The organism is Paenibacillus sp. FSL R5-0744, assembly GCF_037972555.1.
In the GTDB taxonomy this organism is placed as follows: domain Bacteria; phylum Bacillota; class Bacilli; order Paenibacillales; family Paenibacillaceae; genus Paenibacillus_AQ.
Map to the genome: position 1 here is coordinate 6,228,727 of NZ_CP150228.1, position 19,407 is coordinate 6,248,133.

Below are 19,407 nucleotides of genomic sequence, written 5' to 3' on the forward strand. Positions count from 1 at the left end.
GTGTTTATGCGAAAATATAAGGATAATGTATCACGTGAAACTTATACTTTCTTATATTTTAATCAAATTGCTCTTGTACTGTCTTTTTTACAGCCGCAACTGTTAGCAGTGCCTGCTGTACATCACTATAAATAATATTGCCGACCACTACTGTATCACATAGAGCTGCTGCCTGCTCGGCTTCCACCTCACAAGTAATGCCCCCACCATAAAAAAGTTGGGCGTGATCCACCATTTCGCGTACTGTCCGCACAGTCTCCATATCCCCGAACCTACCGCTGTATTCAAGATAAACAATCGGCAGTGACATCAGCCTGTCCGCAACCTGAGCATAAGCAGCCGCTTCTTCAGCATCAATGGCCGTCTCAGCCCCTGTAATTCGTGCAACTGAAGAGTCACTATTCAGCACAATATAACCTTCCGTTAGAAGCGAATCCCATGGAATCATGAATCCATAGCGTTCAATAGCTCGGCGATGATGGCCTACAATCCAGGCTGGATCAGGCGTATTAAGCACCATAGGGATCATATAAAGATCAAATCCGGGCACAGCAGCTTCAAGTTCGGATACTTCTAGTGCACAGGGTAACTTAAACCCTCTTACTCTTGATAAGAGATCCACTGTATTCTCATAGGTTACTCCTGTAGAGCCCCCTATCAGTATGGCATCCGTGCCAGATAAGCAAACGGCCTCCAAATCCTCATCTGAAATCATCCGGTCAGGGTCTAGCTTAAACACATGCCGCCAAGGTTTGATCATTTGCTGCACTGATTTCATGAGAATCATCCTTAATAGTCATTTGGGCAAGACAAAGACACTCCTGCCGCCGCAAAAGATATAGATCTAGTCTATGCCAGCACAGCAGGTGTGTCAATTTAAAGCGAACAAAAATGCGAACATTTTTTCGTATTTTTTAATGGTAATAAGTAGTGTAAGATTTCAACGTACACCTGAGATGTTAATCAAATCCTCTTCGGGTACAAAATCAGTGTAAAAACCATCCACGCCCATACGGGCCAGCTTCCTAATTTCATCTTCTTCATTTACGGTATGAACATATACACGAGCTCCGGCCTTCTTCAGCTTTTTAACAAAGCTCTTGGTGGCTCGGCCAACTGGCATAGTAATATCCACACCTGTTTTATTAACAAACTCAATAACTTGTTCATCAGTATCCTTTGATTGGTACAGAGTGTAAAGCACTTCTGGAAAAGAATATACCTTATTGATCTCATCAAGCATCGACTGATTATATATTTGTGGAACAATCCGATCTAATATGGCTGGATCCCGGCGCTGCACCGCCTCTACCAACAATGTAAATTGTTTATTTATAAGTTCGGGTTTGATTTCTTTCGTATCGGTCACGATATAGGCATCTGGATAATGCTGCATCAGATCAAGCAACTTCTCGACATCGATCGGGGAGTATATATTCAGGATTGGACTGTCCATGAATTCCTTAAAATCTAGTACCACCCCTTGTTTATTAGCAGGGAGAACATCCAACTGACCTAAAAGCTTGCTCATATTACCTGACCACTCATGCCTACCTACTAGCTGATCATCAGCCGATAATAGCAAGTCTACTTCAAATACGCGAGTTCCCTGTGCATAATTAGCGACAAATGCTTCAAAAGCATTGGTGTATGTATGCCCGTTAATGCCACCCATGGCATGTGCTATGACCTTGTGAGCTTCAAAGCCGCTTGCAGGCTGTTCATCTTCATTACTAAAAGCGATTACAAGTAACATGATAAGAGCTCCAATTACAATCACGGTTGCAACAATCTTTTTCATATCCATAGTTGAGAGTTTCCTTTGCGAAGTTTAGATTATAAAACAATAGATAAACAATACCCCGCTCTACCATAGGTAGAAACGGGGATCGTATAAAAGTTTAATAAATCCAAAATAAGTGCAGGAATCAATAAGCATTTTTGTTGACGAAGCCGTTGCGAATCGTTTTGAAAATAATTCGAATGTCAAACAGTAAAGACCAGTTCTCGATATAGAAAATATCGTGTTTGATCCGCTCCTCGATGGAAGTGTCACCGCGAAGTCCATTGCTCTGTGCCCAGCCTGTGATTCCAGGTCGTACATGGTGCTTAACCATATACTTCGGAATTTCATCACGGAACTGTTCTACATAAAATGGTCGTTCTGGCCGTGGGCCAACTACACTCATATGACCCAGTAACACATTAAAAAATTGCGGAAGCTCATCCAGACTTGTCTTACGGATAAAGGTCCCAAATCTGGTTCTACGAGGATCTTCCCGCGTACTCCAGCCTGTATCCTCTTCACCATCCTGCTGCATCTTCATGGAGCGGAACTTATACATCATAAAATTACGACGGTTCAGTCCCACACGTTCCTGCCGGAATATAATCGGTCCCGGAGAGGTCAGTCGGACACCAAGAGCCACGATAAGCATCACTGGAGAGATCATAATAATTGCGAACAAAGAGAACACAATATCAAACAATCTTTTTGCCATCTTATTACCCGTCATATCTAGTGGAATATCACGAACATTAATCATTGGCATGCCTGCAAAGTTATCAAAGTAAGGGCGGGCTGGTAAGTAGTCAAAAAAGTCAGGGATAATCAGTGTGCGTACACCTGCTTTTTCACAGGCCGCAATAATTGAAGGATACTTCGAATGCGCATCAAGCGGCAGAGCAAGTATAACCTCATCCACAGGCAGCATCTCTAGCATTCCAGACAACTGGTCAACTGTTCCTAGAATCGGTTTATATCGTTGCTCTTCAATTCCATCCCAAGTATGATAGTCATCCAGGAAACCAATCGCTTCATATCCAAGCTCGGGGTATTGCTCTAGATTATTGTAGAATCTTTTGCCTAGCGTACCTGCACCGATGATAAGTACGAACTGTCGGTTAAAGCCCTTTTCGCGGAAAGATTTAAGCGTCTTCTTCAACACATATCGGTACAGCATAATAGAAAGAACGTTAAATCCCATATAAATAGCAAGGTAGGTACGGGAGATATCGATTTCTTTCACGAAGAACATCAGACCAAGCAAGATAAAAATGCTCATAATATGCACTTGGAAAATCTTAATAAATTCATCGACAAAACGTTTCTTACGCTTAGGCAAATACAGTGACAATAATATACCGATTAACACTGCAACTCCGCCATAAATCATACTCCAGTAAGCGTACGACTCTACAGGCAGCGGATTTTCAAACTCCATCCATCCACTTTTAAACTTAAGCCACCAAGCGGCTAAAAAAGAGAGTTGGATGACAATAAAATCAGCAACCATATAGAGCTGTGTCAAAAATTTCTGATTACGCCGAATCATAAATTCACCTCAGTATTCTTTTCGTTACGTGCACCTGTTTCGTTAGCGTTAAGACTCTGAGCAGGTGATGAGACCGTTTTAGGAGAAGTTAAGGCATTCCGCAAAAGTGAAAGTGCAAACTTCACACCTACACCGGCATATACCGTTCCATTTATCATACTGTTGTACTTCTTACTATAATGCTTACGATGAAATAAAATCATTGCGCGGTGAAACTCGTATACGATTTTGAAAGGTCTGCGTCTAGCGCTGCCGCCTTTAAGATGTACGATAGAAGTCTTCGGATAATAATAAATCTCCCAACCAGCCTCTTTAATACGATAACACCAATCTAAATCTTCTCCGTACATGAAGAACTCTTCATCCAATCCACCCACCTGATCAATCGTCTCCCGCCGCAGCAGCATAAACGCACCAACAAGACAATCAATCGGGTAATCAAGATCAGGGTCCAGATAGCCTAACTGGTAACCGTTAAACCTCGGACGATCCGGAAAAAGCTTACTGAAGCCAAAAGCATAATAGAAAGAAGCAGACGGTGTAGGGAATCCACGCTTGCACGCTTTATCCAGCGAACCATCCGGCAAAATAATCTTACATCCTGACGCCCCAACATCGGGTCGACCGTCCATAAAGGAGATCATTGTCTCCAGCGTATCCTTACGTACTACCGTATCTGAGTTAAGTAGCAGCACATACCGTCCGGATGAAGCTTCCATCCCCTGATTATTAGCACGAGCAAAACCGACATTGTCGTTATTTGCGATCAACATTACACCTGGAAACTCTCTACTAATCTTCTCTACCGAATCATCATTGGAATTGTTGTCTATTAAAATAATCTCATAGGAATAGTTCGTTTCCGAGTCATACACCGACCTGAGACAATCCATCGTCAGGCGACACGTGTTGTAATTAACAATAAGTATACTTACATCTACATTCACTGCGTAACGCTCCTGACAAATATAGTAATCTACCGACAATAATTATAACATAAAACCTCCCTGAGAGGAGGTGACGTTTCAGGGAGGTTTTACCAGATGTGATTGGATCAGCGGTACATTAACTCACTATTCTTTCTGAATTTATTATGGTTTGCATAAAATGGATGAAAAAATGGTAACTGTTATGTATTGAAATTCCACAACTTATGACTCCCCCTCATTATAAGTCAACAATAAAAAAATCCCGCATCTTTAAAGCGATGCGGAAGTTGAAATGGTTAGCTTCTATTCTTTTAACTCCAGTAGGAAGTCCTTTAATCCCTCTCGCCAGTGGCGTATATCCTCAAATCCGTTCGTACGGATCGACAAATGCTCCATCACAGAGTTACGAGGACGTGGCGCAGGTCGAGGGAATTGTTCCGTAACACACGGTTCAAGCTTTGCAGTGAATTTCAAGCCCAAAATATCCCCAGCCTCTGCAAAAATTGACTGTGTAAACTCAAACCAAGTACATGAATCGCTATTTGACGCATGATATACACCATACTTCTCAGTTTGGATAAGATCAAGCAAGAAGCGTGCTAAATCCACTGTATAAGTTGGCGAACCTTTTTGATCGTTCACAACTTGCAGTAAGGGCTTTTCTTGACCAAGATTCAGCATCGTTTTAACAAAATTGTTGCCATACTTTCCATACACCCATGAAGTACGCACGATAAAATACTTAGAAGAAAGGGATTGTACAAGTACTTCTCCTGCCCGTTTCGATTTACCGTATATGCTCTTAGGATCAGTATTATCATATTCATGATAAGGCTGTACGCTCAAACCATTAAATACGTAATCCGTACTAATGTACACCAGCTTAGCTCCAGCTTTTTCAGAGGCAATCGCTACGTTTCGGCTGCCCGCTGCATTAATTAAATAAGCTGCATCGATGTCACTTTCTGCCGCATCTACTGCCGTATGAGCAGCGCAGTGAATGACTACATCTGGTCCGAATCCACCAATAACTTCGGTGCACTGATCTAGATTTGTAATATCCATCTTCTGGCGGTCGCAGCCCATTACTTCGTGACCTTGATGCTGGAGTAGTAAAACTACGTCCTGACCCAGTTGTCCAGCTGCACCTGTAACAAGTACCTTCATAGTTGACATTACAGCGAATCTCCTAAACGATCACCATATTGTAATTCAGCATACTTTTGATATTCCCCCGATTGAATGCGGGTCCACCACTCACGGTTATTGAGATACCATTGGATGGTTTCTTTAATACCTGTTTCAAATGTATGTTTTGGCTTCCAACCCAATTCGTTCATAATCTTGGTAGGATCAATACCATAGCGGCGATCATGACCTGGACGGTCTTGAACATAAGTAATCAGAGAATCGGGTTTTCCTAGTTCCTGCAATACCGTGTTTACAATATGCACATTCGTTCGCTCATTATTACCACCAATGTTGTAGACCTCACCGTTTACTCCCTCGTGGATAACCAAATCAATCGCGCTACAATGATCCTCAACATACAACCAGTCGCGAATATTCATCCCATCGCCATAAACAGGCAATGCTTGATCCGCAAGTGCGCGTGAGATCATGAGTGGAATGAGTTTTTCAGGGAATTGGTACGGGCCATAATTGTTTGAACATCGGGTGATATTCACTGGCAGACCAAAGGTTTCATGGTATGCACGAACAAGTAGATCTCCACCTGCTTTACTTGCCGAATAAGGACTGTTAGGAGTCAAGGGAGTTTCTTCAGTGAATAATCCGGTCACTCCCAGTGATCCGTATACCTCATCCGTAGATACCTGAACGAATTTAGTAACACTGTATTTTTTCGCCGCATCCAAAAGCACTTGTGTTCCAAGTACGTTCGTCTTCACAAACACCTCTGGCTCCAAAATACTCCGATCCACATGCGATTCAGCAGCAAAATTCACCACTACATCAACACCTTGGCTCATAAAGGAATCGATAGCCTGAACATCAGTAATGTCAGCTTTGACAAAAGTATAGTTAGGGTGATTCTCGATTGACTTCAGATTCTCTAGATTCCCTGCATACGTCAACGCATCTATGTTAACGATTTGATAATCAGGATGTTGTTGCAGCATGTATAATACAAAGTTGCTGCCGATAAATCCGGCTCCGCCAGTAACTAGCAGTTTCATGTGTAGCCCACCTTTATTTCAATGAGTTGTAAAGTTTATATTTCAAAATTTAGTTCTGCGTCCTTCAGTAATGGATGCCGTTGATCTTTGTCCGATAAGATAGGATTAGAGGTCGGCCAATCAATACCCAACGCAGGATCATTCCATAATATGCCGCGGTCATTCGCGGGGGAATAATATTCGTCCACCTTATATAATACTTGGGTGTTCGGCACCAACGTGCAAAATCCATGTGCGAATCCCTTTGGTACAAGCAGTTGGTGTTTGTTATATTCGCTGAGAATCACACCTACCCATTGACCGAATGTAGGCGAATTATGACGAACATCGACGATCACATCATAAATTACACCCGATATGACACGGATTAATTTCGTTTGAGCCTTAGGGTTCAATTGGTAGTGAAGCCCGCGTAGCACTCCAACCTCTGCGGAGAGTGATTGGTTGTCTTGAATGAAGTTGTGAGTTATACCGAGCTTATGCATTATTTCTTCGTTGTAGCTTTCCATAAAAAAACCCCGATGATCCCCATGAATCACCGGCTCTAACAAAAGCGCACCTTGCAGTTGAAGAGGGATTGCCTTCATATTACCTCCTCCTTCATGTTTATAATTTCAACTTACCAAATTCTTCACCAAAGACAAGTGATTGTGCAAGTTCATTGGCCTTAGCCAATGAAGAATGCGTACCAGCATCTGTCCACCAGCCCTGCAAGACATCATAAGATAATTCTTCTCTTATAATATACGCATTATTTACATCTGTGATCTCTAATTCGCCTCTTGCAGATGGCTTTAATGTTTTTACGATGCTGAATACATTACTATCAAACATATAAATACCAGTTACTGCATAATTGGATTTTGGAACAGCAGGCTTCTCTTCAATTGAGATAATACGTCCGTCTTGAATCTCTGGTACACCGAATCTCGTCGGATCAGACACTTCCTGTATCAAGATTTTAGCACCATGTTTTTGATCAATGAAATTTTTCACATATTGAGAAATATCATCTTCAAATACATTATCTCCAAGTATTACAACCATTTGATCATCACCAACAAATTGCTCTGCCAAATCCAAAGCTTGAGCTATTCCTCCTGCTTCATCTTGTACTTTATAAGTAAAAGTGACACCCATTTCTCGTCCGCTTCCTAACAAATTAACTACATCACCCATATGTTCCTTGCCAGTAACGATAAGAATATCCTGAATTCCCGCTTGTTTAAGTTTAAGAATAGAATGGAAAATCATAGGGTACTTTCCGACAGGGAGAAGATGCTTATTTGTTACTTTAGTTAATGGATACAGCCTAGATCCTGTTCCACCCGCTAAGATGATACCTTTCATGAGGTTACCTCCTACTTTCTTGTAGTTATAATAGTTTTAGATAAAAGAAACGTTATTGGAATAGCAATTATAGTTACAATGATAGGTACAATTGCAGTGGACAATCCCATTTTGTCAACTAGTAAGAAAATAAATAATAGGTTTATTAGATATTGGACTATATAGACAACAGGGAATTTTAAAAATTTTTGAAAGGAAGCTTTCTCTTGAAAAACAAAGATTGTATTCAAATAATAAGAAATAAATATCCCCGATATATAAGAAACAGTATAAGATATCTTATACTCCCAAAAAGATAGGAGTACTAAATAAATAATATACGTAGCTCCTGTATTAATAAATCCGCTGATTACAAAACGAATGAATGGTTTATTTATAAACTTCATCAATGATGTATGGTGGTCTCTTTCTACTTTCATCCAATATCCTCCACATATACTCTCCTATTATACCTAACATAATCATAATGATTCCCAATAGGAAAGTAATCAAAGCTATAATTGTAGTCCACCCCTGTAATTCAATAAAACCGAATAAAGTACCAATTACTACAAAGATACCATAAAAAAAACTAAGAACAGCAGTAATAAACCCAATTATAGACATGAAGCGTATAGGAGTATATGAGAAGCTAACAAAAGAATCCACAAATAATTTGATTTTTTTGGACAATGTCCATCTTGATTTTCCGAGTTTTCTCTGCTGCCGTACATATGGGATTTGTTCTTGGTCGTGACCCAACCAATATATGAGACTCATTACGCTAGTATTTTTCTCTTCTATATGAGTCAGTTCTTTTACTACTTGCTTATCAATAAGTACAAAGTCAAAGCCACCTTTAGGATAACCCTTTAGCGCCAATTTTTCTAAAAGGAAATAATAGGTATTTGAAAATGTCTTTTGAGATAAAGATTCCTCACGATCAGATCTTGTTGCAAGTACAACTTTCTTACCATGCTTCCACTTATCAATCATCTCAACAAATAGTTCAGGCGGATCTTGGAGATCAGCGGCAATAATCCCTACACAATCACCTGTTGCCTGTAATAAACCTGCTTGTATCGCAGACATAGATCCAAAGTTCCTACTGAGCTTAACAACCTTGATTCTCTGATCCTTCTCTCTCTCTTCAAGTAATATCGACAAAGAGGAATCTTTTGATCCATCATCCACAAAAACAAACTCCAGTTCAAAGTCAGGCAGCAATTGTTGTAATTCTTTTAACCGTGGAATTGTATAGGGGAGATTCAACTCATTATAATATACAGGAACAACTATGGAAAACTTAGGATGAATGGTAGGCATTGATTACCTCCACCACATACTTTACATCTGACAGGTCCATTACCGGACTTATTGGTAAGCTAACAATTTCAGAGTGAATTTGTTCTGAGATTGGATAACTCATATTCTCCCATTCTTTATACGCTTCCTGCTTATGGGGAGGTATAGGGTAATGTATTAAAGTCTGGATATTATTTCCATCCATATAATTCATAAATTGTTCTCTGTTACGTGTTCTAACTGGGTATACGTGCCATACGTGTGAGTCCGCCCCACTTTTCACAACGGGATTAATTATCTCCGAATTAATGATGTTAGCCGAATAATAATTAGCAATGTTCCTTCTATGGGCATTATCTTCATCAAGCCAATTTAACTTTTCTGATAGGATGGGCGCCTGGAATTCATCTAATCTACTATTATAACCCTTGTATAAGTTCTCATATTTCTTGTGAGATCCATAATTCCGTAAAGCAGATAACTTTTCAAATAATTCTTTATCGTTGGTGGTAATTGCGCCACCATCACCGAGTGCTCCTAGATTTTTCCCAGGATAAAAGCTAAACCCAGCAGCATCCCCTAAATTCCCTACTTTTTTTCCATTATATATAGCGCCATGTGACTGAGCACAGTCTTCAATAACTTTAAGATTATACTTCTTCGCAAGGTCAACGATTGGCCCCATATCACAAGTCTGACCGTACAAATGGACAACTAGAATAGCTTTTGTTCGAGGTGTGATCTTCTCCTCTATAAGAGCCGGGTCAATGTTATAGGTAGCTAACTCTGGCTCAACCAAAATTGGTATTGCTCCATTCGCGGAGATACTTAGTATAGAAGCAATATAAGTATTGGAAGGAACAATTACTTCATCGCCTGCTCCAATACCATATGCATGAATAATCAATTCAAGTGCGTCTAAACCGTTAGCTACACCCAAGCAGTATTCTGTACCGCAATAGTTTGCAAACTTTGACTCAAAGGATTTTACTTCATTACCAAGAATATACCATCCTGAATGAAGTACTTTTTGTGTGCATTCCATTATTGCTTCCTCATGTCGCAAATTTATCTTCTTTAAATCGAGAAATGGAATCATTTTTTCACCTATTTCTAATATAGTTTACTGTTTTGTAATCAAGAATTAATCTCAGTTATTATAGCACCTTCGAGTACATATTGTTTTGTACAAGTGGGACATTGCAGCTTTTGATCTAACCTCTCTCCACAGTTGCAGATATACCCCCTAAATTTTGCTGGATTACCATACCATAAAGTGTTATTTGGTATATCTGTTGTGACAACTGATCCTGCTCCAATCATGGCATATTTCCCAATAGTATTACCTGCAATTATAGTGGCGTTAGCACCGATAGAAGAATATTCCTGAAGTACTGTTTTAAGAAATTCATTGGGATACTGTTTAGATCGAGGTCTTAAGTCGTTAGTAAACGTTACATTAGGACCTATAAAAACGTTATCTGAAATTCTAGCTCCATCCCAGATATAAACTCCCGATTTAACAGTCACATTATTCCCGATAACGACATCATTTTCAATGAAAGTATGGTCATTAATATTACAATTTCCACCAATAACAGCACCGGGAAGAATATGAGTGAATGCCCAAACACGAGTCCCACCTCCAATTTTTTCGCTCTCAACAATTGCATGTGAATGGGCGAAATAATTCTTCATGATCCATATACCTCCAGAAATTCATTGTAATCTCTTATATAGTCTTCTGCATCGTATAAATGGGAAGCAAGTACTAGCAGAACACAGTCAGGAGAGAATTCATACATTTCATGCCAGTCATTGGGTTCAAGAATTAACATTTTGCTGGGCTTATCCAAAATAACCTCTTCTTTTCTTTTGGAATTATCCAGATGTACTTTACAACTTCCTGAGACACAAATTAATGCCTGTCTTGTTTTATAATGAGCATGAAATCCTCGACGAACATCTGGTACTGTTTTAAAAATATAAAAAATTCTTTTTACCTCAAATGGAACTGTCTTCTTTTCTTCAATAACGGTCAATAAACCACGTTCATCTCCTAACTCTTTCAATTCGATAACACCACTACTTCTCATATTCAAAATTTACCCCGCCTTATAGTTATTTTCGAAGCTTTTCTCATCGTTCCAAAAATGTAACAATGCCAGTATCCATATCCGAAGTGTACTTAAGAGTGTAGTTATTGCTCTTAAAAAAATTACTAATGTCTTCTTTTGTAGGAGTATTATCCTCTCTCCAACCAGTAGTTTTATTGCTCAAGGAAATAACAAAATGACTAGGATCTTCCCAATGTCTATTTGAGTAGTGATTCCCTTCAGGAAAACTATCATCAAATGAATATTTCTGATTATTAGCGTCTATTAAATTTATAGCTTCCTGATTAAGCGGTAAGTCGCTAAAGTGATCTGTCTGTACGATCTTATACCCTTCCCTACTATCCAACAATTCCCAATTTTCATCTCCGGATATACTATAATGGTTTTTATATATTACAGAAGATAAATATTTATTTTTTTGATTATCCCACTCTGTAAAAGATGTAGTGCTTTTAAGTTTTTCTGTATATTGTGTTAAGTCAAAAAAAACTAACTCCTTATTTTTACTGACTAGCGGATCTTGATTAGTTAAATTTTTCAGTTCCATTTCAATTTTATCAGCGTATGCCGCAGTATAACCATTACGATCAATGTAGATTCCTGAATATCCCACTTTTGCCAATATTTCAATTGAATCTTTTATTGGTAATTTCACTATTTCCTTCATCCATTTATCCCCAAAGCTATCTTTCATATTCCCAAAACTCCATGAGAGATCTCGAGAGTGAATATAGCCTTTTAGAAGATCATAATTACCTAAATTCTTTATATTCTCCCCTTCTGGAAATGAAACGTATGGGATCTGGAATATCATTGAATTTTCTGGAAGATTATCATTAATTAAATGAACAAAGTCTGCGTCGTTATTATATTCTTCGGCGATCACTTTGGAAGGAACTAATGGATGAGACGTCTGATCATAAACACCAAACACAATAATGAGTAGGGAGAAAATAGCATAAATCCATCTTTTCATTGATACTTTTAGCTTCTGATCAAAGAAATAATTTAAATTCAATGCAATATACAAAAAAGAGAAAAATGCTATATAAACACTTATTCGATTATAGCTTCTGATTTGTGCAGAAACTAAAGCCGCAAATAAAACTCCAAATCCACCGATTGTCCCCAATAAAACAGAGGAAATATTTAATAAGGATAGTGTGTAATTGTACTCAATTTTCGTTTTTCTTCGCATGAATAAATGCAGAATCAACATCAAAAATCCAATTGAACCAATAACCCCCAAAGATGATGTGTCATTTTCATTAACTAATGGAGCTTTACTGTTATATTCATTTTTTTTCTCTTTAATCCATTCCACATTATGATTAGTTGTGGGGAGCAATAGCTGCGTAATCTTAAGGCCATAGGTCTCTGCGGCTTCGAAATTTCTACTAGAAACGCTATTTTCTTTTGGATTAGTAAGCTTACTATATATACTAGGTGAAATATTTATTAATAGGGAGGTTCCAACAAAAAAAATCAGTATAAAGGATACTAGAAGTTTTCTCATATTCCTTTCATTAAGCAAACTGATCAATCCAATTACCAGTAAAAAAAAGCACGAAAAGAAAGCATAATACGCCCCGGTAGAACCAATAAGAATACAAATAAGAATACTACCAAATAAATATCGGTTTCGTGTAAATCTAAATTTGAATTTATCCGTTTGTATTAGTATAAAATTCTCTTTATGTGCCACCCACAAAACAACCAACGTCACTAAAGGTACCATATAATACCCGAGCAGAAAAAGGTGTCCCGTACGAATTATATGGTATGGTAAAAAAGTATATAGCAGACTAATACTTAGCGACAAGAAAAAATTCACTTTCAAATTTTTCAAAACTATAAAAGCTGCAAACATACATAAAGGGAAGGTCAATAAATAGTAGGTATTCATAACGACAACATAATTACCACTAAAGAGTGCAATGAATTTCATGATTAAATATTGGAAATTATCTCCTCCGAGCGGATAATCGTACATTTCCAAGCCAAATGGAGCACCTAAATTGGGGTTCACATTATACCAACCGTTTTCTATCATTCCCTTGATAAATAAACTAGATGACAAACCATCCCCTGTATAAATATAGGGGATATTTATATTAAAATCCTTTAGATTAAGTACATAATACATTCCTAGCATACATACGAATAAACATAATAAAAACTCTAAAGCAATTCTAAATCCGCTCTTATTTGACATTAGATGCTTCAATCGTCGCCCTCCCGAACTATATCATCTTCTTCTAGGTATTCACCGACCTGTACTTCTATGAGATGAAGGTCAATTTTACCAAGGTTCTCAATATAATGCCATTCCCCTGACTTTATATAAGTAGACTCATTTGTTCTCAATATATTTTGTTCTTTATTAATTGTTATTAATGCAGTTCCCTTAACAACAATCCAATGTTCATTTCTATGATAATGCTTCTGTGCTTGCAGCCTTCTTCCAGGTTTAATGATTACCTTCTTGATCTTGTAATTATCTGTAGAATCTAAAACTGTATGATTCCCCCAGGGTCTATAAGCCGTAACATGATTATCACAAAGCTCCGACCCACGAACCTTAAGTACCTCTACAACTTCTCTAACTTTTTGTGATGAGCCCTGTTTGGATATTAGTAGTGCATCAGGCGTATCCACAATGATCAAATCTTCTATATCTATCGTCGATATCAAACGTTGGTCCGAAATTATCATGTTACGATAAGAGTCTATAGCAATAGCTTTATCATTAATCGTATTCTCATTTTCGTCTTTCGGAAGTTCTGTGTATAATGCCTCAAAACTCCCCATATCTGACCAACCTATATCAGAAGGGATCATTTTGACATTACTGCTTTTCTCCATTAGAGCGAAATCTATACTATTAGAAGGTATTGCCAACATATCCTCTCGCCCTATTCTCATAATTCCAGCCTTATTTTTCGAGCTGTTGAATGCAATTAAGGATTGTTCATAAATTTCAGGAGCGTGCACCTGTAATTCTCGTAAAAACACTCCTGCTTTAAAAAGAAACATTCCACTATTCCAAAAATAATTACCTGAGTTAATGTAATGCTCAGCTAAAATCTTGTCAGGTTTTTCTTTGAATGAGATCACATCAAAACCTCTGGATTCAATATAACCGAACCCTGTCTCTGGATAATTAGGCATTATTCCAAAGGTAACTAGATAACCCTGTTCAGCAAGTCCCTTCGCACTTCTAACACATTCAACATATTGTTCGATATTCTTGACAATATGATCAGAAGGAGTTACTAAAAGTAACTCTTCTTCTTCAGCTGCAAGACATGCTAACGCAATTGCCGGTGCGGTATTTCTGCCTACAGGCTCTAATAGAAATTTATCTGCCGTAATATTAATTTCTTCAAGATGATCAAGTGCTAAAAAATATTGTTCTTCATTGGAGACAATATATGTTTGGTCACACACTCCCTGATTGCGCATTGCCGTCATTTGGAACAATGATTGATTAGAAATCAACTTATTAAACTGTTTAGGATAAAGTGTTCTAGATAACGGCCATAGCCTAGTTCCATTTCCTCCGCATAATACTACATTTATCATTTCATAGTCTCCTGATTATAAATATCATGTGAGATAATTTTTTTAGCAGCATCTACTGAAAAATATTGATTAATATAATCTACTGATTTCCGGAAGTAATTAATCCATTCCTTTTCGTTTTGATATAGATTAATTACTGACGCTGCAAAATCAGAAGGATTATCTTGAATCAACATTGCACTATCTCCCTGTTCCAATCCTTCCGCCCCAATTGATGTCGTAATTATCGGAACTTGATAATACAAAGCCTCTACTACCTTTCCCTTAACCCCCGCACCATACCGTAATGGTACCACCACTAATCTGGAATCGTTATAATAATTCTCTAATTCTTCGTCCGTTACAAAACCTGTAACGATTACATCATCTGACGCCCTTGCTTTTAGGTCATCCGAAGGATTGGAGCCAACAATATATAGTCTGATGTCTGGGATACACTGTTTTATTTGTTCGAAAACTTCATTCAAAAACCATATTATCCCGTCATAATTAGGCGCATGATTGAACCCTCCTACAAACAACAGGTCCTTCCGATCACCATATTTTGGTACTTTAACAGTATCTCCATAAGGACCTGCGTAAGGAAACAAGGGGATGTTTCTCACTGGCTTCTCTGGGAACTCCCTCTGAAGTAACATCTGCTCATATGAGCCTACTACGTGGATAACATCTGCAGCATTAAACAATTCGAACTCAGTTTCCCTCCATTCCTCTGAGGATTTTAACAAATTCGGATTCTTCGATAGTTCATAATTTCTCAATTCCCTGAGGTAATGCAAATCATGTCCGAAATAAATGATCTTTGCAGAAGTAAACTTTTTAAAAGTTTCCATATATTTAATTGAAATATGGGGACGATTCAAATATACATAATCGATATAATTACCGTTAGATTTAATCCATTTATTTATATTCTTAGCATAGTAATCTCCATATAGAACTTCTATCCCCATTTGTTGCAGATTAGAGGTATATGGTTCATGTCTGAAAAAGTTGTCACCTATAAAAACCACATGAAACCCCAAGGATACAAACAATTTCATGTAAAAATAAGTACATCTTCCCCCTGCGTCTTTATCGTAATGAGGAACATAATGGTCCACTACCACAATCGTCTTTCTACTTGCACTTCTGTCTCTTGCCCAAAATACATGCTCTGCATTTAAGAAATGATCTGTGTTTAATTCTACATTCCACTTTTCTAAAAATTTCTCTTTATTTTTGACTTGATAGCTTTTGATACCACTATTCGTATCAGTACCATGCGAAATACCTTCAAAGTGAACAACAATAGACTTAGGCTGGAGCACTACTTTATACCCAAGACGCCTAACCTCAAAAGCCAAATCCGAGTCCTCAAAGTATGCCGGTACATATCTCTCATCAAAACCGCTTAACTCTCTCCAGATCTTACTCCTTACAAGAATTGCCGCCCCTGAGATATAATCCACTTCTTTAACGTAATTATATTCCGACTTTTCAGGATCATCTAAACGCCCATAATTCCAACCACTTGCATCATTCCATATGATCCCGCCTGCCTCTTGTAATCTTCCGTCGGGATACACAAGTTTAGAACCAACCATACCAATCTTCTGATCAGACTCGGCAAGTTTAACCAAGGAACTGAGCCATTCCGTTTGTACATTTGTATCATTATTTAAGAAAAATATATATTTTCCACGCGCATGCTCAGCTGCGTTATTACAATTCAAAAGAAAACCTCTGTTCATACCATCTCTGACTACTATAATATTCTCTACATACTCTACAATATTAACCGTCTCATCAGTAGACATATCGTCCGCAATAATTATTTCATAGGATACATCTGTTGTATGTTGCAATATAGAAGCGAGACAAGAATACGTATAATTCCACTGATTGTACACGGGGATAATGATAGATACCTGAGGATCTACTACAACGTCAAATATCAGCTTATTGTATTGCTCAGGAGTATACAACTGTACATCCAGTTCTTTCTGCTCAATTTCAGTATGACGATCGACAAATACATCAATGCGATTTTCCAAACGACTTCTATCTTCTGTTTCAAGATAGTATTTCAATTTTTTAAAATTACTTTTATTAAGCTTGGAAAGCATTAGTTTTGGGTGTCTTAAGGCTTTAAAAGCTAATTTTGAAACGACTCTTCTTTTACTATCTAGAGGAATAACAAAATCTCTCAATTTATAGTATTTACTTAAGAGTCTCCACCCAGTTGAGGAATATATATTGTGAAGTTCTCTTTCCTGTTTTAAAAGTAGATTAATGTGACCCGTTTTATTATTGAGATCGATGTTCAGAGTTTCTAATCTAGAACTGAGCTTTGTAAATTCAGATTCTAGTCTAATCAGCTCCTGCTCAGATTTTTTCAATTCATTCTCTTTTAAGAGTAACTTTGAGGAGAGTTCCTTCACTTCTAATTCTAGCCTATCATTTTCATTAGCCATGAGTTCTACTTTTCGTTTCAACTCTTCAGAATAATTATATTCATTCCGCAAAAAAACCAGTTCTTGGTCCAGAACTGAAATATGCTGATTCCGTTCTTCTACTTCATCTTGTAAAGTCAATACTCTTGAAATCATCTCATTATATTTTTGTGGGTATACCCCAACTGAAGCTATAGGCATAGAATTCTCAGCAATATTTGAACAAAAGGCAATCATATATTTTTGGTAAACATCATCTAACGAAGAATTCTTTAGACCTTTATATAATTCATTATCGCTGTTGTTATCAGAATCTATTACACTGGTAACCTCAAATCTTTGAGAGGCTATATTTACATTCCCATAGAAGCGGCCTAATAATTGAACGAACTCTTCTTTGTACAATTCTTTCACATGAAAAGGATTGGAATACTTGGGTATATCCGAATAAAACTTCTTATTAGGCGTAGAGATAATCAAAGTACCTTCGTTCGTCAATACTCTTCTTATTTCTTGCAAAAAACGTAGTTGTGTATCTTCATTCACATGTTCCAGAGTTTCAAAAGAAACAACAATATCAAAGGAGTTATCCTCAAAAGGCAATAGATCTATACTTCCTGTAACAAACTTCAAGTTTTCTCTACCGTATTTCGTTTGTGCATTCAGGATAGATTCAGAACTAATATCAAGACCTTGCACAGATGTCGCATTTCTCGACAACAATAAGGATCCGTAGCCTTCCCCACAAGCTGCATCCAAAACGCGCTTCCCTTCAACAAAATCTTGCAGGAGTTCATAACGTTGTATATGTTCTATTTCTAATTCTTTTTCCGTTTCACCCGGAATAAAACGTTCACCGGTAAAGTCCAACTTTATCCCCGCTTTCTAATTAAAAGATGAAAATACTACATCACTTAAATGAACTACCCCACTAAGCTCTTCATAACCGATAGGAAGAACCTGTAACACCAATGCGTCATGTACCCAACTATGTTGGCAGTGATCCTCTTGAGTACCTGAAGCGATCGCTGGAGAGATCGTATATTGACCTTGATTTAGATTAGGGAAACGAAAATCAAACCCAAATACATAATTCCTATTAGGGTGAATTGTTGCCATTTCGCTTCCTAATACAAAGCTATTAGTCTGACCAATAATATTTCCCAGTCGATCTTTTATTGTGAATCCAACTATAGGATCCTTTATTTCCTTTCTTACATCGATCTTAATTAATAATTTCAGTTCTTGATTACCTTCTACTACGCTAATTTTCTCATTGGTCATTGTATCAAACAATGAGGCCCCAGTAATCAGCGCACTGTCATCTCCCATAACATCCAGTTCCTCAGCCAAAGGATCAATTTCATCTCCTATAGAAGGAATACTGCCATCGGTAGTCTCATCAACCTGATCATTAAAGTTGACTTTTTTAAATCCCGCACCAATCATGAAAGCCTGGTATTTTTTCGATATCATTTTAGGATCTCCGTCTTCTAGTAAGACCCCTTCATTAATCCATAGCACTCTGTCGCAATATTTATTGATGGCTGCCAAATCATGAGTAACAAATAAAACGGTTTTCGTTTGTTTCAACTCATCTATTTTACGGTAACATTTTTGTTGAAATCTCAAGTCCCCTACACTTAAAGCCTCATCAATAATTAAAATATCTGGCTCAACATTTATTGCCACTGCAAATGCTAGTCGAACAAACATGCCACTTGAATATGACTTAACTGGTTGATGTATAAATTCGCCAATATCTGCAAACTCTAGAATATCACTTAATTTCCTATCCATTTCTTCCTTAGAGTATCCCATAATTGTTCCATTCAAATAGATGTTTTCTATACCTGTAAAATCAGGATTAAACCCTGCCCCAAGCTCTAATAAAGCGGAAATTTTCCCCGTCACCTTCATAGAACCGGACGTAGGGGTGAGAACACCCGTTAGCATCTTTAGCAGAGTTGATTTCCCGGAGCCATTCTTACCTATAATGCCCAGACATTCTCCATTTTTCACTTGAAACGAAACTTCATTTAAAGCCTTAAATTCTTTATGATATTTTTTCTTGGTAAAGCTAAGGGTCTCTTTTAGTCTATCCACTTGTTTGTCATATAATTTGTATATTTTTGTGAGACTCTTAGCCTCAATAATATTATTATTATTCATAG

Annotated in this window: 17 protein-coding genes; all 17 read right to left on the reverse strand. The window is 37.7% G+C overall.

Translation table 11 applies throughout. The features are described from left to right. Positions 1-58: 58 nt before the first annotated feature. Positions 59-769 (reverse strand): heptaprenylglyceryl phosphate synthase, encoded by a 711-nt coding sequence (locus MKY19_RS27725; protein ID WP_339804528.1) that lies wholly within the window; start codon positions 767-769, stop codon positions 59-61. A 171-nt stretch (positions 770-940) separates the two neighbouring features. Then, a complete protein-coding gene (locus tag MKY19_RS27730; RefSeq protein ID WP_339798929.1) occupies positions 941-1,807 on the reverse strand; it encodes a phosphatidylinositol-specific phospholipase C/glycerophosphodiester phosphodiesterase family protein in 867 nt (288 codons plus the stop codon). A gap of 121 nt (positions 1,808-1,928) precedes the next feature. Beyond that, a complete protein-coding gene (locus tag MKY19_RS27735; protein ID WP_339798932.1) occupies positions 1,929-3,335 on the reverse strand; it encodes an undecaprenyl-phosphate glucose phosphotransferase in 1,407 nt (468 codons plus the stop codon). Beyond that, entirely contained in the window at positions 3,332-4,282 is a 951-nt protein-coding gene (locus MKY19_RS27740) for a glycosyltransferase family 2 protein (protein WP_339267449.1), read from the reverse strand. The genes MKY19_RS27735 and MKY19_RS27740 overlap by 4 nt, the downstream gene beginning before the upstream one ends. A gap of 285 nt (positions 4,283-4,567) precedes the next feature. Beyond that, positions 4,568-5,431 (reverse strand): dTDP-4-dehydrorhamnose reductase, encoded by an 864-nt coding sequence (gene rfbD / locus MKY19_RS27745; RefSeq protein ID WP_339804531.1) that lies wholly within the window; start codon positions 5,429-5,431, stop codon positions 4,568-4,570. A gap of 8 nt (positions 5,432-5,439) precedes the next feature. Beyond that, on the reverse strand, positions 5,440-6,462 hold the full coding sequence (rfbB, locus tag MKY19_RS27750; protein ID WP_339798935.1) for a dTDP-glucose 4,6-dehydratase: 1,023 nt from the start codon (positions 6,460-6,462) through the stop codon (positions 5,440-5,442). Between the two features lie 35 nt (positions 6,463-6,497). Beyond that, positions 6,498-7,049 (reverse strand): dTDP-4-dehydrorhamnose 3,5-epimerase, encoded by a 552-nt coding sequence (gene rfbC, locus MKY19_RS27755; protein WP_339798938.1) that lies wholly within the window; start codon positions 7,047-7,049, stop codon positions 6,498-6,500. A gap of 19 nt (positions 7,050-7,068) precedes the next feature. After that, on the reverse strand, positions 7,069-7,812 hold the full coding sequence (locus MKY19_RS27760; protein ID WP_339798941.1) for a sugar phosphate nucleotidyltransferase: 744 nt from the start codon (positions 7,810-7,812) through the stop codon (positions 7,069-7,071). An 11-nt stretch (positions 7,813-7,823) separates the two neighbouring features. Beyond that, positions 7,824-8,231, reverse strand: a complete 408-nt coding sequence (locus MKY19_RS27765; RefSeq protein WP_339798944.1) for a GtrA family protein — start codon at positions 8,229-8,231, stop codon at positions 7,824-7,826. Further along, on the reverse strand, positions 8,182-9,117 hold the full coding sequence (locus MKY19_RS27770) for a glycosyltransferase family 2 protein (RefSeq protein ID WP_339798947.1): 936 nt from the start codon (positions 9,115-9,117) through the stop codon (positions 8,182-8,184). The genes MKY19_RS27765 and MKY19_RS27770 overlap by 50 nt, the downstream gene beginning before the upstream one ends. Beyond that, positions 9,098-10,141: a DegT/DnrJ/EryC1/StrS family aminotransferase gene (locus MKY19_RS27775; protein ID WP_339798950.1), complete on the reverse strand. Its 1,044-nt coding sequence runs from the start codon at positions 10,139-10,141 to the stop codon at positions 9,098-9,100. Before MKY19_RS27775 ends, MKY19_RS27770 begins: the two co-directional genes overlap by 20 nt. Before the next feature lie 92 nt (positions 10,142-10,233). Further along, entirely contained in the window at positions 10,234-10,794 is a 561-nt protein-coding gene (locus MKY19_RS27780) for an acyltransferase (RefSeq protein ID WP_339798953.1), read from the reverse strand. Continuing rightward, on the reverse strand, positions 10,791-11,192 hold the full coding sequence (locus MKY19_RS27785; RefSeq protein ID WP_339804533.1) for an FdtA/QdtA family cupin domain-containing protein: 402 nt from the start codon (positions 11,190-11,192) through the stop codon (positions 10,791-10,793). The genes MKY19_RS27780 and MKY19_RS27785 overlap by 4 nt, the downstream gene beginning before the upstream one ends. A 43-nt stretch (positions 11,193-11,235) precedes the next feature. After that, positions 11,236-13,440, reverse strand: coding sequence for a hypothetical protein (locus MKY19_RS27790; protein ID WP_339798956.1), 2,205 nt, complete (start codon positions 13,438-13,440; stop codon positions 11,236-11,238). Continuing rightward, on the reverse strand, positions 13,437-14,798 hold the full coding sequence (locus MKY19_RS27795; RefSeq protein ID WP_339798959.1) for a mannose-1-phosphate guanylyltransferase/mannose-6-phosphate isomerase: 1,362 nt from the start codon (positions 14,796-14,798) through the stop codon (positions 13,437-13,439). The genes MKY19_RS27790 and MKY19_RS27795 overlap by 4 nt, the downstream gene beginning before the upstream one ends. Continuing rightward, positions 14,795-18,103: a glycosyltransferase gene (locus MKY19_RS27800; protein ID WP_339798962.1), complete on the reverse strand. Its 3,309-nt coding sequence runs from the start codon at positions 18,101-18,103 to the stop codon at positions 14,795-14,797. Before MKY19_RS27800 ends, MKY19_RS27795 begins: the two co-directional genes overlap by 4 nt. Positions 18,104-18,118: 15 nt before the next feature. Next, complete coding sequence (locus MKY19_RS27805; protein WP_339798965.1) at positions 18,119-19,405, reverse strand: ABC transporter ATP-binding protein; 1,287 nt, start codon at positions 19,403-19,405, stop codon at positions 18,119-18,121. Between the last annotated feature and the right edge of the window lie 2 nt (positions 19,406-19,407).

Bases quoted from the DNA above. Each gene is read 5' to 3' on its own strand.
- MKY19_RS27730 (WP_339798929.1), bottom strand. From the start codon at position 1,807: ATGGATATGAAAAAGATTGTTGCAACCGTGATTGTAATTGGAGCTCTT.
- MKY19_RS27735 (WP_339798932.1), bottom strand. From the start codon at position 3,335: ATGATTCGGCGTAATCAGAAATTTTTGACACAGCTCTATATGGTTGCT.
- rfbD (WP_339804531.1), bottom strand. From the start codon at position 5,431: ATGAAGGTACTTGTTACAGGTGCAGCTGGACAACTGGGTCAGGACGTA.
- rfbB (WP_339798935.1), bottom strand. From the start codon at position 6,462: ATGAAACTGCTAGTTACTGGCGGAGCCGGATTTATCGGCAGCAACTTT.
- rfbC (WP_339798938.1), bottom strand. From the start codon at position 7,049: ATGAAGGCAATCCCTCTTCAACTGCAAGGTGCGCTTTTGTTAGAGCCG.
- MKY19_RS27760 (WP_339798941.1), bottom strand. From the start codon at position 7,812: ATGAAAGGTATCATCTTAGCGGGTGGAACAGGATCTAGGCTGTATCCA.
- MKY19_RS27765 (WP_339798944.1), bottom strand. From the start codon at position 8,231: ATGAAAGTAGAAAGAGACCACCATACATCATTGATGAAGTTTATAAAT.
- MKY19_RS27770 (WP_339798947.1), bottom strand. From the start codon at position 9,117: ATGCCTACCATTCATCCTAAGTTTTCCATAGTTGTTCCTGTATATTAT.
- MKY19_RS27775 (WP_339798950.1), bottom strand. From the start codon at position 10,141: ATGGAATGCACACAAAAAGTACTTCATTCAGGATGGTATATTCTTGGT.
- MKY19_RS27780 (WP_339798953.1), bottom strand. From the start codon at position 10,794: ATGAAGAATTATTTCGCCCATTCACATGCAATTGTTGAGAGCGAAAAA.
- MKY19_RS27785 (WP_339804533.1), bottom strand. From the start codon at position 11,192: ATGAGAAGTAGTGGTGTTATCGAATTGAAAGAGTTAGGAGATGAACGT.
- MKY19_RS27795 (WP_339798959.1), bottom strand. From the start codon at position 14,798: ATGATAAATGTAGTATTATGCGGAGGAAATGGAACTAGGCTATGGCCG.
- MKY19_RS27805 (WP_339798965.1), bottom strand. From the start codon at position 19,405: ATGAATAATAATAATATTATTGAGGCTAAGAGTCTCACAAAAATATAC.